The organism is Streptomyces venezuelae (assembly GCF_008642275.1).
In the GTDB taxonomy this organism is placed as follows: Bacteria; Actinomycetota; Actinomycetes; order Streptomycetales; family Streptomycetaceae; genus Streptomyces; species Streptomyces venezuelae_E.
Window position 1 is genome coordinate 6,784,854 of sequence record NZ_CP029189.1, and the last position, 17,584, is coordinate 6,802,437.

At 69.9% G+C, this 17,584-nt stretch carries 18 protein-coding genes and 1 pseudogene; 11 read left to right on the forward strand and 8 right to left on the reverse strand.

The features are described from left to right. The first annotated feature begins 78 nt into the window (after positions 1-78). From DEJ51_RS30050 to DEJ51_RS30095, 10 genes and pseudogenes are all read left to right on the forward strand, one after another. Complete coding sequence (locus DEJ51_RS30050; RefSeq protein ID WP_150260734.1) at positions 79-972, forward strand: potassium channel family protein; 894 nt, start codon at positions 79-81, stop codon at positions 970-972. Positions 973-1,148: 176 nt separating this feature from the next. After that, positions 1,149-2,380, forward strand: a pseudogene (locus DEJ51_RS30055) (SulP family inorganic anion transporter). 46 nt (positions 2,381-2,426) lie between these two features. Next, positions 2,427-3,101 (forward strand): hydrogenase maturation protease, encoded by a 675-nt coding sequence (locus DEJ51_RS30060; RefSeq protein WP_078963048.1) that lies wholly within the window; start codon positions 2,427-2,429, stop codon positions 3,099-3,101. A gap of 42 nt (positions 3,102-3,143) precedes the next feature. Next, positions 3,144-4,313, forward strand: coding sequence for a 4Fe-4S dicluster domain-containing protein (locus DEJ51_RS30065; RefSeq protein ID WP_150260736.1), 1,170 nt, complete (start codon positions 3,144-3,146; stop codon positions 4,311-4,313). Next, a complete protein-coding gene (locus tag DEJ51_RS30070) occupies positions 4,310-4,795 on the forward strand; it encodes a cyclic nucleotide-binding domain-containing protein (RefSeq protein ID WP_150260737.1) in 486 nt (161 codons plus the stop codon). Before DEJ51_RS30065 ends, DEJ51_RS30070 begins: the two co-directional genes overlap by 4 nt. After that, positions 4,792-5,598: an FAD/NAD(P)-binding protein gene (locus DEJ51_RS30075; RefSeq protein WP_053613047.1), complete on the forward strand. Its 807-nt coding sequence runs from the start codon at positions 4,792-4,794 to the stop codon at positions 5,596-5,598. The genes DEJ51_RS30070 and DEJ51_RS30075 overlap by 4 nt, the downstream gene beginning before the upstream one ends. A 1-nt stretch (position 5,599) precedes the next feature. Next, positions 5,600-6,418, forward strand: coding sequence for an oxidoreductase (locus DEJ51_RS30080; RefSeq protein ID WP_150260739.1), 819 nt, complete (start codon positions 5,600-5,602; stop codon positions 6,416-6,418). Then, the gene (locus tag DEJ51_RS30085) at positions 6,415-7,779 is read left to right on the forward strand and encodes a Ni/Fe hydrogenase subunit alpha (protein ID WP_150260741.1); all 1,365 of its coding nucleotides are present in this window, start codon (positions 6,415-6,417) and stop codon (positions 7,777-7,779) included. The genes DEJ51_RS30080 and DEJ51_RS30085 overlap by 4 nt, the downstream gene beginning before the upstream one ends. 186 nt (positions 7,780-7,965) lie before the next feature. Beyond that, entirely contained in the window at positions 7,966-8,841 is an 876-nt protein-coding gene (locus DEJ51_RS30090) for a universal stress protein (protein ID WP_150260742.1), read from the forward strand. A gap of 103 nt (positions 8,842-8,944) precedes the next feature. Continuing rightward, positions 8,945-10,420, forward strand: coding sequence for an AAA family ATPase (locus DEJ51_RS30095; protein ID WP_030648552.1), 1,476 nt, complete (start codon positions 8,945-8,947; stop codon positions 10,418-10,420). Between the two features lie 73 nt (positions 10,421-10,493). Here DEJ51_RS30095 and DEJ51_RS30100 read toward each other — a convergent pair whose 3' ends face one another. Both DEJ51_RS30100 and DEJ51_RS30105 read right to left on the reverse strand, forming a co-directional pair. Beyond that, entirely contained in the window at positions 10,494-11,483 is a 990-nt protein-coding gene (locus DEJ51_RS30100) for an Acg family FMN-binding oxidoreductase (RefSeq protein WP_053613044.1), read from the reverse strand. Positions 11,484-11,510: 27 nt separating this feature from the next. Continuing rightward, complete coding sequence (locus DEJ51_RS30105) at positions 11,511-12,386, reverse strand: universal stress protein (RefSeq protein WP_223836035.1); 876 nt, start codon at positions 12,384-12,386, stop codon at positions 11,511-11,513. Between the two features lie 255 nt (positions 12,387-12,641). On the opposite strand from DEJ51_RS30105, the gene DEJ51_RS30110 reads away from it, so the two are divergent. Further along, the gene (locus DEJ51_RS30110) at positions 12,642-13,061 is read left to right on the forward strand and encodes a CBS domain-containing protein (RefSeq protein WP_053613042.1); all 420 of its coding nucleotides are present in this window, start codon (positions 12,642-12,644) and stop codon (positions 13,059-13,061) included. Between the two features lie 27 nt (positions 13,062-13,088). Here DEJ51_RS30110 and DEJ51_RS30115 read toward each other — a convergent pair whose 3' ends face one another. The 6 genes from DEJ51_RS30115 to DEJ51_RS30140 form a co-directional block, all read right to left on the reverse strand. Continuing rightward, on the reverse strand, positions 13,089-13,964 hold the full coding sequence (locus tag DEJ51_RS30115; RefSeq protein ID WP_030648548.1) for a universal stress protein: 876 nt from the start codon (positions 13,962-13,964) through the stop codon (positions 13,089-13,091). Positions 13,965-14,041: 77 nt separating this feature from the next. After that, a complete protein-coding gene (locus DEJ51_RS30120; protein WP_150260746.1) occupies positions 14,042-14,698 on the reverse strand; it encodes a CBS domain-containing protein in 657 nt (218 codons plus the stop codon). Between the two features lie 9 nt (positions 14,699-14,707). Further along, complete coding sequence (locus DEJ51_RS30125; protein WP_053613039.1) at positions 14,708-15,334, reverse strand: CBS domain-containing protein; 627 nt, start codon at positions 15,332-15,334, stop codon at positions 14,708-14,710. Positions 15,335-15,346: 12 nt separating this feature from the next. Next, the gene (locus tag DEJ51_RS30130; RefSeq protein ID WP_053613038.1) at positions 15,347-15,952 is read right to left on the reverse strand and encodes a CBS domain-containing protein; all 606 of its coding nucleotides are present in this window, start codon (positions 15,950-15,952) and stop codon (positions 15,347-15,349) included. 44 nt (positions 15,953-15,996) lie between these two features. Then, positions 15,997-16,683 (reverse strand): CBS domain-containing protein, encoded by a 687-nt coding sequence (locus tag DEJ51_RS30135; RefSeq protein ID WP_030648542.1) that lies wholly within the window; start codon positions 16,681-16,683, stop codon positions 15,997-15,999. A 26-nt stretch (positions 16,684-16,709) separates the two neighbouring features. Continuing rightward, on the reverse strand, positions 16,710-17,579 hold the full coding sequence (locus DEJ51_RS30140) for a universal stress protein (protein ID WP_185559138.1): 870 nt from the start codon (positions 17,577-17,579) through the stop codon (positions 16,710-16,712). Positions 17,580-17,584: the final 5 nt, after the last annotated feature.

Genomic DNA, 17,584 nt, shown 5'->3' on the forward strand with positions numbered 1-17,584 from the left:
GGGGGACGGCGTGGGCTGCGATCAGCGACCACGGAGGTGCGCGAACCTGGGCGAAATGCAGCGGAAAAGGGGTTCCGGATGGATTGGCTGGTGACGGCCACGGGCGCCGCCCTGGTACTGCTGATCCTTCGGGACGTGTTCCACACGCTGTGGCACCCGACGCGTCACGGCGGGCTGAGCCGGCTGGTCATGACCACACTGTGGCGGCTGTCCTTCGTCCTGGGCACCCGTCGCACGGCAGCCGGACTGGCCGGCCCGCTTGCCATGGTGTCCGTCGTCGCCCTGTGGGCCCTCACCGTGGCGGCGGGGTGGGCACTGATCTACTGGCCCCACATACCCGACGCGTTCGTGTACGCGGGCGGGTTGCAGCCCGACGACCATGCGGGACTGCTGGACGCGACGTACGTCTCGCTGGTCACGCTCTCCACGCTCGGTCTCGGCGACGTCGCACCTGCCGAGGGCTGGCTGCGCCTCCTCGCACCCCTGGAGGCGCTGGTCGGGTTCGCCTTGCTGACCGCGACGGTCTCCTGGATCCTCGGCATCTATCCGGCTCTGGCCCGCCGCAGGGCTCTTGCGTTGCGGCTCTCCCACCTCTCCCGTACCCACCCCTCGAAGGAACAGATCGACTCCCCGGCCGGGGCGGCCATGCTGGACGGCCTGGCCATAGCACTGTCCGTGGCAGCGGTCGACTTCCTCCAGTACGCGGAGTCCTACTACTTCCACGACGGCGACGAACGGACCTCCCTGGCCCTCCAGATCGGCTACGCCCTCGACATCGCCGATGAGGCTTCGGAGGCCGGGCACCGGGATGTCCGGCTCGCCGCCACGGTGTTGCGCTCCGCCCTGGAAGACCTCGCGGGCATCCTGGACGAGCGCTTCCTGCACACCCAGGGCCCGCCCAGGCAGGCTCTCGACGCGTTCGCGCGCGACCACGGACGGCAGGCGGGCACGGGTGATCGCGCCCTGCCGTGAGTCTCCGGCGTGGACGACCTCGCCCGTCCGCCCATCCGACGCCGCGGCGTCGAGACCGCGTTGCCTGGAAGGCGTCGTTCGTGTGCAAGCCTGTCGTTGTCGACGGCGGAGGGGTCGTGCCGCTACGGGAGTTCGTCTGGAAGCCGCCCTTTCTTACCGGCTACCGGCGTGGCTGGCTGCGATGGGACGCGCTCGCAGGTGTCACTGTCGCCGCGTACCTCGTGCCCCAGGTCATGGCGTACGCGGGCGTTGCGGGTCTGCCGCCCGTCGCCGGGCTGTGGGCCGTAGTTCCGGCCATGGCGTTGTACCAATGGTCCGGCACCTCCCGTCTGCTCTCCGTCGGCCCGGACCTGGCAGGCGTTGCCCTGATTGTGATCGTGGACCAGGTGCCCCGCCTGACCGGCGTCTCCACCACGGGCTCGGAGTTCTTCCCGCAGCTGCTCTCGTTCTTCCGGCAGGCATCCCAGGTGTACTGGCCAACGGTGTTCCTCGGTGCGGTCGGGCTGGCTCTGCTGTTCGCGTTGCCGCACGTATCGCGACTGCTGCCGGGCCCGCTGCTCGTTCTCGTGCCGGCGGCCGTTGCTGCCTTTGGACGCGAGGACGAGCACGGCATCTCCGTGATCGGCGCGGTACCCGCGGGCCTGCCCGCCCCCGCGCTTCCTGCTCTCGTGGACGTTCCTCAGCGCCAGTCGCACGGCCCTCGGCGACTCGGTGAGCGCGCGCAGCCAGGTGTACTCCCTCGTCTCCGCCGCCTGCGTGCTGACCGTCCTGCTCTTCCTCGGTCCACTCCTGGCCCACACCCCGAGCGCGATCCTCGGCGCCATTGTCGTGTATGCCGCCGTACGTCTGGTGGAGCTGAGCGAGTTCCGCCGCCTTGCCGCGTTCCCGGCGACGCGAGCTGCTCCTGGTCCTCGGCTGCACCCTCGGTGTCCTCACTTTCGGCATCCTGGCCGGAGTGCCGGTGGCGGTGGCTCTGTCCGTCGCCGAGCTGCTGGTACGGGTCGCCCGCCCGCACGACGCGATCGAGGGTCTCGTTCCCGGCGTAGCCGGAATGCATGACGTTGACGACTGTCCCCAGGCGCGAACCGTCCCCGGCCTGCTGATCTACCGTTACGGTTCGCCGCTCTTCTTCGCGAACGCAGAAGACTTCCGCCGTCGCGCCCTGGCCGCCGTCGACGTACAGTGCGAGCCTGTCCAGTGGTTCGTGCTGAACACCGAGGCCAACGTAGAGGTGGACATCACCGCCCTCGATGCTGTCGACGCCCTTCGCCGTGAGCTCGAACGCCGGGGAATCGTCTTCGCGCTGGCCCGGGTCAAGGAGGACCTGCGCGACGACCTCGACGCGTACGGCCTCACCGCGTCCATCGGAGCCGGCCGTCTCTACCCCACGCTTCCGGTGCCCTGTTGATCGGAGGGCCAGTGCCGAACGGTCCCCTTCCACGGCTGTCAGTCCCATGGTCGGCCTCAGAGCCTTGGTGCGCCGTCCCGCACTCGGTACCGCGCCATACGCCGTTTGCCCCGCGGCACAGGACCTCGTCCCGCTAGCAGGGCAGGCTGTGCCTGGAGACGCCCGGACAAGGAAGTGGGTACCTGTGAAGCCCCTCGCCGGTACTGCGGTCATCGGGATCGGAAACGAGTTCCGGCGCGATGACGGGCTGGGGTGGGCCGCCATCGCCTTGTTGCGCGCACGGAAAGCACAGCGACCTCTCCCGTCCGGCACTGACCTCGCACAGTGCGACGGAGACCCCGGCCGACTGATCGGCCTCTGGGAAGGCAAGGCCCTCACCCTCGTCGTCGACGCCTGCTTCCCACCTGCGGCTCAGCCCGGGCGAACACATCGGTGGTGTGTGGCTCCCGGCGAGATGCCGCACCCCGCTGCCGCAGGCAGGCAGAGCACCCACGGGCTGGGGCTCGCCGAGGCCCTGTGCCTCGCCGACCGCGTCGGGCGCGGCCCCGGCCCTCTCATCGTGTACGCGGTCGAGGGCGCGGACCGCTCGCTGGGCACGGGGCTCACACCGGCGGTGGCGGCCGCCCTGCCGCTTCTGGCCCTGCGTATCGAGGCGGATGTCCGCCGGCACGACGAGCGGACTCGCCGGACCGGGTTCGAACCCCGGAGCCCGGAGGTCTGACATGCTGCCGAATCCAGGCACGTGGAGACCGAGAGGTGCACCATGACCGACGCTTCGGATGCCGGAGCCGTCCTCGACCACCAGGCCGAGGCGGTTCTCGACCGCGAAGGTCTGGACGCGCTCGTGCGTGTCCTGAAGCGGCGCAGCCGCACGGTGATCGGCCCGACCGTGCGCGACGGTGCGATCGTCCTCGACGAGCTGGACTCCGCAGACGCACTCCCCTACGGGTGGGGGGTCGAACTGGAGGCGGGGCGGTACCGGCTGCGCCGCCGCGAGGACGGGGCGGCCTTCGCGCACAGTGCGGGACCCCAGTCATGGAAGTCGTTCCTGCACCCGGAGCGCGTCCGTCAGTGGTCCGCGGACCGCGGCACGGACGGTGCTCCGGTTGTCCGGGAGGAGGAGCCGGAGAGCATCTCGTACGCGTTCCTCGGCGTGCGGCCCTGCGATCTGCGTGCCATTCAGATCCTGGACCGTGTGATGAGCGGAGGCAGGTACCGGGACCCCACCTACCTGTCCCGGCGGACGGGCGCCTTCCTGATCGCAGCCGAGTGCACCGAGCCGGGTGCCACCTGCTTCTGCGTCTCGATGGGGAGCGGGCCGGCCGCCGACGCCGGGTACGACCTCGCCCTCACCGAGGTCGTGGACGATGCCGGTCACCGCTTCCTGTGCCGGAGCGGGAGTGAGGAGGGAGCCGCCGTCCTCGCGGAACTGCCGGGGCGGAGCCCCGATCGTTCCACCCGAGCGGCTGCGACCCAGGCCGTGAGCGCCGCCGCCGAACGCATGGGCCGCTCCATGCCGCCGGTGGACCTGCGCGCGCTGATGCGGGACAACCTGGAAGCGGAGCGCTGGGACGACGTCACCGCCCGGTGCCTCAGCTGCGGCAACTGCACCATGGTCTGCCCCACCTGCTTCTGCACCACCACCGAGGACGTCACCGACCTGACCGGCGATCACGCTGAGCGCTGGCGCCTCTGGGACTCCTGCTACGACCTGGACTTCTCGCTCCTCCACGGCGGTCCGGTCCGGTCCACCCCGCGCAGCCGGTACCGCCAGTGGCTCACCCACAAGCTGGGTACCTGGCACGACCAGTTCGACAGCTCGGGGTGCGTCGGATGCGGCCGGTGCATCGTGTGGTGTCCCACGGGCATCGACCTCACCGAGGAAGCCCACGCCCTGCACCAGGAGGCCACGCAGCGGGAGAACACACCGTGACCCCGCATCCGGGTGGGGCACCCGGTGGGAGTGTGCTCGCTGCTCTGACGGCGGAGCAGCACGGGAAGCTGATGACCCTCGCCCGGGACGTCGCCCTTCCGGCCGGCACGCGGATCTTCGAGGAAGGAGAGAAGGCCGACCGCTTCTGGATCATCCGCTCGGGCACGGTCGCGCTCGACATCCACATGCCCGGTCGGGGGCGAGCGGTCGTCGAGACCATCGGCGCGGGCAGCCTGCTCGGCTGGTCATGGCTGTGCCCACCTCGGCAGTGGCACCTGGCGGCCGAGACCCGGGAACCCTTCCGCGCCTGGGAGTTCGATGCCGTCGCCGTCCACGACCTGTGCGCCGAGGACACGGCGCTGGGCCTGTCACTCGTCACCGCCGTCGCCGAGACCATCGGCGAGCGGCTGCGAGCCACCCGCACCCGGTTGCTCGACCTCTACGGACCGCCGGGACCGCAGGGGAGCGGAGCAGCACCATGACACCTGCACCGCTTTCCTATCGCGTGGTGGACCGCCGCGACGAGACGCACGACACGGTCACGCTCGTACTGGAGCCTGGCGGGGACGCCCTGGACCCCTTCGCACCAGGCCAGTTCGCGATGCTGTACGCGTTCGGTGTCGGCGAGATTCCGGTGTCCGTGTCCCGGCTCGGAGACGGGCACCGGCTGACGCACACGGTCCGCGCCGTCGGGGCCGTCTCCCGCGCATTGTGCGGCCTGCGGACCGGCGGGTGGGTCGGCGTGCGCGGCCCCTTCGGTACCACCTGGGACGCAGCTGCAGCTCATGGCAGCGACCTGCTCGTCATCGCCGGCGGCATCGGGCTCGCCCCGCTGCGTCCCCTCGTCGACACCGTTCTGGCCAAGCCCCACGCGTTCGGGCGGCTGAACGTCCTCGCGGGTGCGCGGACCCCCTCCGATCTGCTCTACACGGACGAGTTCCCCGCCTGGGAGAAGCCGTTCGGCGCCGTCACGGTCGACCGGCCGTCCGGCGGCTGGACCGGCCGGGTCGGAGTCGTCACCACGCTGCTTCACGAGGCCCGGTTTACACCGTCGGACACGGTCGCCTTCGTCTGCGGTCCCGAGGTGATGATGCGCGCGACCGCGCGGGCACTGATTCATCAAGGGGTACGTCCCGACCGCATCCAGGTCTCCCTCGAACGCAACATGCGCTGCGCCACCGGCCACTGCGGACACTGCCAGCTCGGGCCCCTCCTTCTCTGCCGCGACGGCCCGGTCGTCGGCTACGACCAGGCCGAGCCCCTGCTCACCGTCCGGGAACTATGAGATGAGCACCCCCGCCCCACCCCAGCCTCCCGCCCGCCCACGCCTCGGCGTGTTCAAGTTCGCCTCCTGCGACGGCTGCCAGCTCACCCTCCTCGACTGCGAGGACGAACTGCTCGGCATCGCCGCCGAACTGGAGATCGCCCACTTCCTGGAAGCGTCCAGCGAGCCCGTGCCCGGCCCGTACGACCTCGTCCTCGTCGAGGGCTCGGTCAGCACACCCGAGCACGTGGAGCGCATCCGGCGCATCCGCGCCGATGCCCGGCACCTCGTCACCATCGGCGCCTGCGCCACGGCCGGCGGCGTGCAGGCACTGCGGAACTACGCCGATGTCGACGGCTACCTGGCGACCGTCTACGCCCGCCCCGAATACATCGAGACCCTCGCGACCTCCACGCCGATCTCCGCCCACGTACCCGTCGACTTCGAACTGCGCGGCTGTCCCATCGACCGCGGCCAGCTCGTCGAGGTCATTACCGCCTTCCTCGCCGGGCGTAAACCCGCCATCCCGAACCACAGCGTCTGCTTCTCCTGCAAGCGGCGCGGCAACGTCTGTGTCACCGTCGCCCACGGCACGCCCTGCCTCGGCCCCGTCACCCACGCGGGCTGCGGAGCCCTGTGCCCGACCTACGGGCGCGGCTGCTACGGCTGCTTCGGGCCGGCCGGAACCACGAACCTTCCCGCGCTGGTCCCGCTCATGCAGCGCGACGGGATGAGCGAGGAGGACATCGGCAGGTACCTGCACACCTTCAACGTGACCGCCTTCACCGCCGTGGAGGAGCAAGGACAGCCCGGTACGACCGAAGCGGAAGGCCCCGGATGAGCGATCCCACGCCCCGGTCCCAGGAGCTCCGCATCCCCTCACTCGCCCGTGTGGAGGGCGAGACCGCGCTGCACCTGAGGATCCACCACGGCACCGTCATCGAGGCGCGGCTCAAGATCTACGAGCCACCGCGGTTCTTCGAAGCCTTCCTCAGGGGCAGGGCGCACACGGAGCCACCCGATCTCACCTCCCGCATCTGCGGGATCTGTCCCGTCGCCTACCAGATGAGTGCCTGCCGTGCCGTCGAGGACGCGTGCGGCGTCGTCGTCGACGGACAACTGGCCGCCCTGCGCCGCCTGCTGTACTGCGGCGAATGGATCGAGAGCCAGACGTTGCACATCCACATGCTGCACGCACCGGACTTCCTCGGCGAAGACGACGTGATCGGTCTGTCCCGCTCCCATCCGGAGCACGTCAAGCGCGGACTGCGCCTGAAGCAGACCGGCAACGCCGTGGTCGAACTGCTCGGGGGCCGGGCCATCCACCCCGTCAACGTCCGGCTCGGAGGTTTCCACAGAGCCCCGACCCGCGCCGAACTCCGCCCCCTGGAAGAACGGCTGCGCACCGCCCTCGACGACGCCTGGGACACGGTGCGCTGGGTTGCCGGTTTCGAATTCCCGGACGCCGAGTGCGAAGCCGACCTGCTCGCCCTCGCCGAGGAGGACACCTACGCCATCGAGTCCGGCGTGCCCACCGTGCTCCGGTACGGCGGGACGCTCCCGCCGCACAGCTTCCCCCTGCGGGATTTCACCGACCACGTGGCCGAGGAGCAGGTGTCACACTCCACAGCCCTCCACTCCCGGCTGGACGGCCGAAGGCATCTCACCGGCTCCCTCGCCCGCTGGGCGGTCAGCGGTCACCTGCTGTCCCCGCTGGCCCTGCAAGCGGCACGGGAGGCCGGGCTGGGTGCCCCCCCGTCGCGCGCAGACGGCGGGCGGGGAGAGGTTTGCAGGAACCCGTACCGAAGCATCCTCGTCCGTGCGGTGGAAGTCCTGTACGCGGTGGAAGAGGCCCTGCGGATCATCGCGGAGTACGAGCGTCCAGCCCGCCCGTACGTAGAGGTGCCGGCCCGGGCCGGCACCGGGCACGGTGCCACGGAGGCGCCGCGCGGCCTGCTCTACCACCGCTACGTGTTCGACGGCGGCGGCCGTGTCACCGAGGCCTGCATCGTTCCGCCGACCGCCCAGAACCAGGGCGCCATCGAGGAGGACCTGCGTCGGCTGGTCCAAGCCGGGCTCGATCGGGGTGAGGGCTCCGAGGCCGAGCTCAGCCGGCTGTGCGAGCGGGCCGTCCGCAACCACGACCCGTGCATCTCGTGTTCGGCCCACTTCCTGGAACTGGACATCGAGCGCACCCACTGATCCCGCCCAGGTGCTGCTCGGGTGACATGCGACCGTGTGCTCGGCGCGTTGGCGTAGTTGCTTCGGCGAGTACCGCCTACGGTCGCTGCACGGCTACCGGCGCGAGCGCGGAGACGACAGGGCTCCGGGCAGGCCGGACGGATACCTCACGGTCATTCCAGTCATCTACCAGACGGAGCAGTCGGCATGGAGCCAGTCGTCACCGTGGGCCTCGACGGTTCACCCGAGAGCCTTGCCGCCGCCCGTTGGGCCGCTGACGAAGCCGCCCGCCGCAAGCTCACGCTGCGGTTGCTGCACGCGTGGCCCCTCCTCGCGCCGGAACCGCCCCACGTTCCCGCCGAGATGGACCAGAACTACTGGGCGAAGCGGATCGTGCACAACGCGAAGGCGGAGCTCCAGGCGCGCCACCCGGCACTCTCCATCGTCGGCAACCTGGTCGCCGATGACGCCCAGGAGGCGCTGCTGAAAGCGGCGGCCGAGTCCGAGATGACCGTGCTCGGTTCGCGAGGACTGGAGCTCGCCGAGAGCTATTTCCTGGGCGACATCAGCATGCCCGTCGTCGCACGGGCCGAGCGGCCGGTGGTCCTGGTGCGCGCCGAGATGCGCGAAAAGGGTCCTCAGTCCGCTCCAAGTGCCTCAGAGCGCGTAGTGGTGGCACTGAAACTGCACGGTCCGTGCGACGACCTGCTCGCATTCTCCTTCGCCGCTGCCGCGGCACGTGGCGTCCCCCTTCGAGCCGTCCACGGCCGAAGTGTGCCACTCCACGCGCACGCCCCCTGGGGTACGGACCATGGCGTGACCGAGAAGATCACGCAGGACGCGCAGAAGCTCCTGAGCAATGCTCTTCGCCCCTGGCGTGAGAAGTTCCCGACCGTGGAAGTGGCTGACGGCATCAGTCTTGAAAGCCCTACCAAGGCGGTGGTCAGGGCCGCCGAGGGTGCAGGACTACTGGTCGTGGGCAGACGCAGGCACCGCCCCGCCCTCGCGCCCCCGGTCGGTTCCGTGGCCACCGCCGCCATCCATCACGCGCGCTGCACCGTGGCCGTCATTCCCCATGACTGAGCCGGGCCACCCCGAGGAGTCGATGGGCTCGGCGCACCGGGCCGATGCGTCCGTGCTCCGGACCGGCGCCGGCCTCGATGGTCCGTGGCTTCCCCGGGCAGAGGTGTGCGAGACGCACACAGCCGTGCTGTTCTTCGTCGGTGACCGCGCCTACAAGCTCAAGAAGCCGGTCGACCTGGGGTTCCTCGACTACACGACCACGGCCGCCCGGCGTACCGCGTGCGAACAGGAAGTCACCCTCAACCGGCGCTTCGCCCCAGACGTGTACCTGGGGCTGGGGGAATTCCGCAGCCCGGACGCGGACACGCCCGAACCACTCGTGGTGATGCGCCGCATGCCGGCGGAACGCCGCCTGTCGCTGCTCGTGAGCCAGGGCGCCGACGTCGACGACGCTCTGCGAAGCGTTGCGCGTCTCCTCGCCTCCCGTCACGCGGACGCGCCCCGAGGCCCGGACATCGACGAGCAGGGCAGGCGGGACGCGCTGTCCGCACGCTGGGAAGCGAGCTTCATGCAGGTCAGGGAACTGACCGACGACGCCCAGCTGATCGACGGGGTGGAGGAGATCGAGCGCTTGGTGCGGCGCTATCTCGCCGGCCGCGAGGAACTGTTCGACGCGCGTATCGAGCAGGGGCGGGTGGTCGACGGCCACGGCGACCTGCTCGCCCAGGACATCTTCTGTCTCGACGACGGCCCCCGCGTCCTGGACTGCCTGGAGTTCGACGACCGCCTTCGCTCCGTCGACGGCCTCGACGACGCGGCCTTCCTCGCCATGGACCTGGAGCAGACGGGTGCCCCGGATACCGCGGCGTTCTTCCTGGCTCAGTACGGCGAGTATTCCGGTGACCCCGCACCGCCGTCCCTGTGGCACCACTACGTCGCCTACCGCGCGTTCGTCCGCGCCAAGGTGTCCCTGATCCAGGCAGCGCAAGGCGCCCGCGGCGCAGAGACGGCAGCGAGGCGCCTGGTCACCACGACGCTGCGCCACCTGCGCACTTCCGCCGTCAGCCTGACCCTCGTCGGCGGCCTCCCGGGCAGCGGAAAGTCCACGCTCTCCGGCGCACTGGCTGATCGCCTCGGTGTCACGCTGCTCAGCAGCGACCGCCTTCGTAAGGAGTTGGCAGGGATGCCGGCGGAGGAATCCGCAGCCGCCGGTTACGGCGAAGGGCTGTACACGCCCGAGTGGACCGCGAGGACGTACGCGGCGCTGCTCGACCGGGCGTCCGCCCTCCTGTCCCTGGGCGAGTCCGTCGTTCTGGACGCCACATGGTCCGATGCCGGACAGCGTGAAGCCGCCCTGCGCATGGCCGAACGCACCAGCGCCGACATGGTGGCCCTGCACTGCCAGGCTCCGGGAGACGTGTCGGCAGCGCGCCTGACCACCCGCGCCCCCGGGGCGTCCGACGCCACCCCTGAGGTGGCCACGGCCATGGCAGCCGCGGAGCCGCCGTGGGAGGAGGCCGTCCCCATCGACACCGGCGGCCCTTTGGAGGCCGCTGTCATCCAGGCGATGGCAGCCGTGCGCCCCTACGGCTCCGGCCAGGCCCCGGTCTTCCGCCGCCCCTATATGGAACCGGACTGAGGCGAGTGGCGACGCCGCGTGCAGCGGCGTGCTCACGGCAACGAAGGTCCTGGCGGAAGCCCGATGTCCGGTCTCACCGGATGTCCAGCACATCGGCTACCGGGCGCCGGGGCGTTGCCGGCCCCTGCGGTCCGTAGCCGAGGCGGATCACCATCTGGACATGGGTCATCGCCGAGCCCGGATCGCGCACCGTCCAGCGCAGCTCGGGCCATTCGAGCGGCTGCGAGGTCATGGACGTGACCAGTCCGTCGGCGGTGGCTTGAAGGAGAACCCGCTGCAGGGCCTGCCCCGCTCGTAGCCAGTCCTCGGGCCTGTCACCCGACGTTCCCAGCAGCACGATCTGCGGCTTCTGTTCGAAGGTGGCCCACCCACGCCCGGGAACGCGCCGGGAGCGACCGAAGTCGCGCACGAATCCACCCCGGCCCGAGGGCTTCGGACCGAGGGCGTTCACGGGAATTCCGTCGGGACGGGTCTGCTCGTCCGGTGTGCCGGCGTGTGTCCACGCCATCGTCTCTGCCACCAGTGAGGGATCCATCTCCTCACGATGCTCGGAGTCGTGCACCAGACCCAGCACGGTGTCGGTGTGCCAGGCGTCCGGTACGGCCAGGCGACACCCTTCGAGAAGAGCTGCGGCTCGCAGGCCGTCCACCAGTGCTGGAGGAACCTCCTCCTCCGCGAAAGGAAAACGGCTGGAGTGACGTCGCCGGACGGCTGGGCGGAGGGTTGCGAGATCGCCGTCCGTGGGCCCCGGTTCCCGGAGGCCGGCAGCGGCCAGCAACCACGGATCGTCCGGGTCGGGCAGCAACCGTACGTCAGCGCCCCAGCCTGCCGAGGCCGCGGACACCCGTAGGTTGAACAGAGCGGCGGCGCAGCCCACATGGAGGGCGCGGTGGTCCGGGTCGGCATGGGGCATGGCACGGCCCGGGTCGCCGTGCAGCTCGATGAGCCCGGAGGCCGGTCGGTAGAGGAACTTCCACGGCTGGGCGTTGTGCATGGAAGGAGCCATGACAGCGTCCTCGATGAGCGGAACAACCGCTGCCGGGTCCGGAAACGATGCGGTCATGAGACTTACCTGCCTGTGCGATGGGCTTCACTCGTGGGCGATGACGGCGACCGGTGCGACCGCGTGGTGCATCACGGCGTGTGTGATGGGGCCGATGTGAGCGCCGAAGGCGGAGTGGCGGATTCGGCGGCCGACGACGACGAGGGCGGCGGTGGAGGCCGCGTCGAGGATCTGAATCGCCGGCTGTCCGATGGTGGCCCGAGAGTCGACCTGCAGCGAAGTGTACTTCTCACGCCAGGGGCTGATCATCTCGTCCAGTGTGGTGGTGATGCCGTGGGCCATTTCCTGCTGGACCCCGGGGTCGAGCGCCGGTGCGTAGCTGAGGATGGGCGGTGGCGACCAGCCGTGGATGATCACGAGCGAGCAGCGGCGGTGGGAGGCCTCCTCGAAGGCGAAGGCGAGCAACTTGTCACAGGGCTGGTGGATGTCCACGCCGACCACGATGGGCCCTCGGTCGCGGGTACCGTCAGGCGGATTGCCCGCGCGGTCCACGGACCGGACCAGCACGACGGGGCGCACGGCCTCGATGACGGTGGCGGCGCCGGTGGATCCGACGAGGAAACCCGCGATGCTGCCGAGCGCGCGCGAGCCAAGTACGAGCATGTCGGAGTCCTCGGCGGCGCGGGCGAGGGCCAGGGAAGGTAGCCCGCCCACTCGGCGGGTGTCGACCTTCAGCGAAGGATGTGCGCGGTGCGTCTCATCGGCGGTGTCGCGGAGGACGGCCTCGGCCCACTGCCGACGTTCCTCGGTGGTCGTGACGGGAAGGGGTGGATTCTCCAGCCATTCCTCCGCGTGGACCAGGTCCAGGGAGGCACCGCGAAGCTCGGCCTCATGGGCTGCCCAGCGGGCTGCCGCCGTACTTTCCGGGGACCCGTCGAGGCCGACGGTCACTCGGTTCGCCATGGTCTCCATCTCCCTCTTCGTGGGTCGGCGCTTCTCCCGCTCACTTCAGACTGACTGTCCGACGGCCTCTTGTTGAGGGGCCGGTCGGCCCCCGGGGGACCGACCGGCCCGTCTCCGGTGCGGTGGACGAGAGGTCCGAGGTCCTGCTCGGCCACGCAGAGAAGCCATGTCTCCATGATCTCGCGTCGACGAGCGAGGCGCCGGGCCCGAGCCCAGACTGGAGACGGGTACGGATACGCATGTGAGGAGACAGTCATGACCACCGCACGGGACATCATGCACAGCGGTGCCACCTGCGTACACGAGACCGAGACGCTTATGGACGCGGCCCGGCGGATGAGCGAACTGGACGTCGGCGCACTGCCGATCTGCGGGCCCGACGACCGTCTGCACGGCATCATCACCGACCGTGACATCGTGTTGAAGTGCCTGGCCAAGGGCAAGGACCCGCACCACATGACGGCCGGACAACTGGCGCAGGGCAAGCCGATCACGGTCGACGCGAAGGCTGACACGAGCCAGGTGCTGCAGACGATGCAGGATCACCGGATCCGGCGTGTCCCGGTGATCGCCGACCACCGCCTCGTCGGCATGATCAGTGAGGCCGATCTCGCCAGGCACCTGTCCGAGGAGCAGGTGGGGCACTTCGTCGAGACGATCTGCGCTGCGCGGTGAGCCGCAGCACCATGCATGGGGTCGTCGCTATTCGTGCGCGATGACGGCGACGGGCGCCTTGGCGTGGTGGAGGACCGCATGGGTGACCGGTCCGATGTGCGCGCCGATCGAGCTCCGTCGGATGCGGCGGCCCACGACGATGAGTCCCGACTCGACGCCCCTTTCGATGAGCTCCGTGGGGGCGTGCCCGATGCTCGCGCGCGCGATGACGCCGACATCGGGGTATTTGTCCCGCCAAGGCGCCAGCACGTCGCGCAGAGAGGCCTCCGCGCTCATTTCGAGCTGGGCGTGGACTCTCGGATCGTACGTCGCGCCGTACCCCACCAGGGGAGGCAGCGACCAGCTGTGCAGGGCGTGGAGGGCGCATGAGCGCCGCGCCGCCTCCTCGAAGGCGAAGGCGAGCAGTGCATCACACGGCCGACTGATGTCAACGCCCACCAGCAGATCACGGGCCGCGTGCCGGCCGTCGGGGCGCGGCACCGCGTCCTCGCTCGCCCGCACCATGACCACCGGCCGCACCGTCGCCTGGATGACCGCCATGCCGACGGAACCGAGGACGAAGCCCGTGACAGTGCCCAGTCCCCGAGAGCCCAGGACGATCATGTGCGCGGCGGCCGCCATACCGATGAGCTCGGCGGCGGGCCTGCCGTCGATCGATCGGATGTCGACCTCCAGTTCGGGGTGGCTCGCGCGCAGTCCTTCGGCGGTCTCGTTCAGCAGTGCCTGGGCCCAGCGGCGGCGCACCTCGCTGGTCGGCACCGGGAGGTCGCGGGGAGATGCCCATTCCTCGGCGTGGACGAGGTGGAGCGGCACGCCGCGCAGAAGGGCCTCGCGAGCCGCCCAGTGGGCGGCCGCGAGGCTTTCCGCGGATCCGTCGAGGCCGACGACGATTCGATCGTTCATGATGGCTTCTCCCGGCAGGGTCCCGCATGGGTCGGGGAGTTGGTCGTCGCACGTGCCGAGGCTGCACGGCGGCTTGTTCAGACTGAGTTCGTGTCGTCGATGGCGTATCCGAGATGCTGGGTTACGGAGACGACGCCGTCGACGGTCCGGCAGAGGCGTTCGATGAGCGGGATGAGGCTCCTGAAGTCGACGGTTCCGTGCAGTTCGACCCGGCCGTCGGTGACGGTCACGGTGATGGCCGAGGGGCTCTGACGTACGCCGAGTTCGAGGACGTCACCCATGATCTCGTGACGGATGTCCTCGTCCGCCCGAAGGAAGATCCGTAGCAGGTCCCGACGGCTGACGATTCCGATCAGTACGTCCGAGTCGTCCACGACCAGGAGCCGCTTGACTCCTTGTGCTTCCATCAACCTGGCTGCTTCGGCGACGGTCCAGTCGGGTCTGGCGCACACGGGGGGCGAGGACATCAGCTCCTCGGCGCGCGTACCCGCGGCCTTGTCCTCCTGCCAGGCCTCCCGCTCGGGAAGTGACCGGAAGTAGTCGCTTTGGCCGGCGGACTTCGGCAGCAGGTCCCGTTCCGAGATCACGCCGAGCGGCCGGCCGGCAGAGTCGACGACCGGAACGGCCGACACCTTGTGCTCCGTCAGGGTGCGGGCGATCTCCTTGAACGGAGCGTTGCTGGGGACGGTGACGACCTCGCGGGTCATCAGCTCACGGATTTCCCGATGCTTCATGCTCTTCTCCTACCGCTCGGTGGGCGTTCGGGCGCCGACCGACACGTCGTCCTGCGCGTAGTCGAGCCGGTTGACCACGTCGACGACGCCGTCGACGCTCTGGCACAGGCGCAGCATGATGGGGACCAGGCTGCGTCGGCTTACGGTGCCGCTGAGGGTCACCAGCCCGTCGGTGACGTCGACGGTCAACGACGAGGGGCTGAGCCCGAGGGTGTGGGTCACCACGTCTTCGAGGATTTCCTCCTGGATCGCGTGGTCCCTGCGAAGGAAGAGCTGAAGCAGGTCGCTACGGCTCAGGATGCCGATCAGCCGGCCGGCGGCGTCCACCACGGGCAGTCTCTTGACCTGGCGCCCCCGCATGACTCGCGCCGCGCGGACGACGCTCCATTCGGTCCGGGCCGTGATGGCGGGGCTGGTCATGAGATCGGCGGCCGTGTTCGTGCCGCTGCCGGAGCTGCGCTTGCGGAGCAGGTCGGCTTCGGAGACGACGCCCACGGGACGTTCGGCCTCGTCCACCACGGGCACGGCGGAGATGTCGAACTCCTTGAGGAGCCTGGCGATTTCCTTGAACGGGGTGCCCCGCTGGACGCTGACGGCTGTCGGGGTCATCAGGTCGGCGACGCTGCGGTGCCTCATCGTCGGCCTCCTTCACGTGCGGACTTCGGTGTCGAGGCACACGGCCGTGACGTCCACGACGCCCGGTACGGTGCGTGCGACACGCACCAGCACGTCCTTCAGGGCCGGGTCGGGAAGGGAGCCGTCCAGATGCACGATGCCGTCGGCCACGTGGACCTGCACCATGCCGGATCCGGCGGGGATGAGTTCGGCCATGATCAGTTCGCGCAGCTCCTCGGCGATGTCGGCGTCGGGGCGGAGATAGATCTTGAGGAGGTCGCCCCGGCTGACGACGCCGATCAGGCGGCCGTCGCCGTCGACGACGGGCAGCCGCTTGAGGTGGCCGCGGGCCATCAGGCGGGCGGCGCCGGGGATGGTGGCGTCCTTGGTCACGGTGACGGCCGGTACGGTCATCAGCTGCCCGGCGGTGACCGCGCGGGACTCGTCCGCACCCTGGGCCTTGAGCAGCAGATCCGCTTCGGACACCACGCCGGCGACCCGTCCTTCCTCCGACAGGACGGGCAGGGCGCTGATCCGCCACTGCCGCATGGCCTCCACGACTTCCTTGAACGGTGTTCTGCGGTCGACGGAGATGACGGCATGGGTCATTACGTCCTCGACGGTGCGAAGGTGTTTCATGATGCCTCCAGAGCGGCGTCGTGGTAGCTACGACGCCGCGAGGTTCAATGTGGGGCGTGGTGAGAGTCGGCAGCCGGAGACAGGTCGTCGACCGCGTAGCCGAGGGCTTGGTCCACGCTGACGACACCGTCGACCGACCGGCACAGCCGTTCGACAACCGGAATGGTCGACCGCTCCTCGACCTGGCCGGTCAAGGAGACGACCCCTTCGCTTACGGTCACCGCGACGCCTCCCGGGGTCATCCGGAGGGTCCGGCCCAGTACGTCGTCGACGATTTCGTCGCGGATGGCGTCATCGTGGCGGAGCATGGGGCGCAGCAGGTCGGTGCGGCTGACGATGCCCACCAGGGTTCCGGTCTCGTCGACCACCGGCAGACGTTTGACGCCTCGCTCGTGCAGGAAGCGGGCCGTCTCGACGATGCCCCACTGCGGCCGGGCGGTCAGAACGGGAGTGGACATCAGATCGCCGGCGGTCCGGGCGCCGATGGAGGCACGGTCCGTGGACGTCGTGGTGTGTATGGGGTCGCGCCCTTCGGTGTCGGGCAGCCCGGCCTGCCTGCGAAGCAGGTCGGCTTCGGAGACGATGCCGATCGGGTGGCGACGGGTGTCGACGACGGGCAGGGCCGAGACCCCGTTGTCGTTGAGGCTCCGGGCGACAGTTTTGAGTGAGGCTTCGGGGCCCGCCGTGGCCACGTTTCGAGTCATGACGTCTGCGACAGTGCGATGAGACATGGTCGATCTCCTTGTGAAGGGGGCCGTCAGTCGTGAGCGATGACCGCGACGGGCGCCGCTGCATGGTGCAGGACCGCATGGGCCACGGACCCCAGATGCACGCCCAGAGGCGAGCGGCGCAGGCGGCGACCCACGACGACCAGGTCCGCGCTTGCCGCAGCATGGACGAGCTGCGCGCCTGTTGGCCCCTCGAACGCCTCGTGGGTGACGCTCACGGACGGGAACTTGTGCCGCCACGGCATCAGCATGTCGTCGAGCATCACGGTGACGCTCCGGCCGACCTCCCGCTCGTTCTCCGGGTCGAAGAAGGGCGCGTACTGATACATGGACGGCATCTTCCAGCCGTGGATCGCACGCAGGGCGCAGCCGCGGCGTTCGGCCTCCTCGAAGGCGAAGGTCAGGACCTTGTCCGCTGCCTCGTGGATGTCGACGCCCAGAACGATTTCCCCGTAGCGGATGGTCTGGGCCTCCTCGGGCGCGTCCGACACGTGTACGAGCACCACAGGCGTCTCGGTGGCCACCAGGGTCGACAAGCTCACCGAGCCGATGAGGAATCCGACCAGGCCTCCCACTCCGCGAGAGCCGAGTACGAGCAGCCCGGCGTCGGCCGCCTCTGCGGCCAAGGCTGCCGCGGGCCTGCCCGAGAGGCATCTCGTCGAGACGTCCAGCCCGGGATGCCGGCGTCGCACGTCCTGCGCTGCATCAGCGAGCGCTTCGTCGGCCCAACGACCGGCAGCTTCGCGGCCCGGCTGGGGTACCGAGGGGCTGATCAGCCAGTCGACGGCGTGGACGAGCCTCAGTGGCACTTCTCGCAGGGCCGCCTCCCGGGCACCCCACCGGGCCGCAGCCCGGCTCTCGGGAGAGCCGTCGACGCCGACGGTCACATGGTGCTTCATGGCGA